Source organism: Bradyrhizobium sp. SHOUNA76 (assembly GCF_023006445.1).
Lineage (GTDB): Bacteria > Pseudomonadota > Alphaproteobacteria > Rhizobiales > Xanthobacteraceae > Bradyrhizobium.
Genome location: NZ_JALBHA010000863.1, coordinates 1 through 1,470 on the forward strand (window position 1 = coordinate 1; position 1,470 = coordinate 1,470).

Annotated in this window: 1 protein-coding gene and 1 pseudogene; both read right to left on the reverse strand. The window is 61.4% G+C overall.

The annotated features are described in order from the left end of the window. Window positions 1–449, reverse strand: a pseudogene (locus MOV74_RS38010) (flagellin); the annotation flags it as partial. Between the two features lie 314 nt (window positions 450–763). Then, window positions 764–1,470 (reverse strand): flagellin (locus MOV74_RS38015; protein WP_258719569.1); only part of this gene is annotated, 707 nt, incomplete at its 5' end.

Below are 1,470 nucleotides of genomic sequence, written 5' to 3' on the forward strand. Positions count from 1 at the left end.
GCAGCCGTGGTGCCGCCGGCCGTGCCGTTATACAGCACGTTGCTGCTCGCGGTCGCGCTGGCGAACGAAGTCGTGCCGCGCAGGTCGGCCGCCGTCGCACCGGCGATGGTGGTGGAGACGTTCGACTTGGTGGAGTAGCCGACGGTGGTCTGCAGCGCCTGGTTGGCGATCGACTTCGCAGAGTCGATCAGCTTCTGCAGCGAGGTCAGGCCGGTGTTGGCGGCCTGCAGCACCTGCACGCCGTTGGCGATGCCGTCGAGCAGATTGTTGATGTCGCTGGCGCGGTTGTCGAGCGACTGTGCCGTGAAGAAGTTGGTGGGATTGTCCAGGGCCGAGTTGACGCTCTTGCCGGTCGACAGACGGTTCTGTGTGGTGGCGAGAAGATCGGCGGTGGACTGGAGAGAGAGGAGGTTCTGACGAACCGACGCAGAGAGAACAATACCTGACATGACTCTTACCCTTCTGGCTTACGCGTCTTCGTTCGATCGCTTCGGATCGAGTGACGGGGCCAGCGTGCCGCGACATGGCTAACAAAGGGTGAAACGAACATCGCCTGCATAAGCGTCGGTTCACCATAAACGAACGGCAGCCGCGCGCGGGTTCTGCAATCAGCTTGAAATCATTGGCGTTTCTCTGCGCTTACGCTCCATTAACCATAACCGCTGGTTACTTTTTCGAGCGTCGCCTGCCTTCTCGAGCGCGCACAAAAAAAGCGGCGGGGCCGAAGCCCCGCCGCCGTAATCGTCTTGATGTCGTCCGCGACTTAGCGGAGCAGCTGGAGCACGCTCTGCTGCGACTGGTTGGCCAGCGAGAGCGCGGAGACCGCGATCGACTGGCGGGTCGACAGCGCCTGGCTGTTGGCCGCTTCGACGTTGGTGTCGGCCAGGGTCAGGTTGGACGAACCGGTCTGCAGCACGTTGATCAGGTTCTTGTTGAAGTCCTGACGAACCTGCACGATCGTCAGGTTCGAGCCCAGAGCCGAGGCTTCCGAACGCAGCGTGCTCGACGCCGAGTTCAGGTTGGCCAGCACCTTGTTGGTCGCGGAGTTGTCGATGAAGTCGACACCGCTGGTCAACGCAGCAAGGCCCAGACCCTTGGAGTTGTAGGTCACGCCCGTGATGCTGAGGCTCGACTTCGCGGTTTCGTCGAACACCAGCTTGAGCTGGTCGCCGTTCAAGAGGTTGACACCGTTGAACGAGGAGTCCTGCGCCGTCGAGTCGATCTGGTTCAGGATGTTGTTGTACTGGTTGACGAGATTAGCACGCGAGGTCTGCGCAACCGTATCCTGGACGGGGCTGGAAGCCGTCGAGAATGTCAGCGACGAGGTCAGCGTACCGCCGATCGCACCACCTGCGGCGTTCGAACCGATGGTCGAGGACGCATAGTCGTTGGTGGTCGAGACCGTCAGCAGGCCGTTGGCGTCGATCGTCGCCGTCAGGTTGTTGGCCTGAAGCTTCGTGTTGAGCTGAT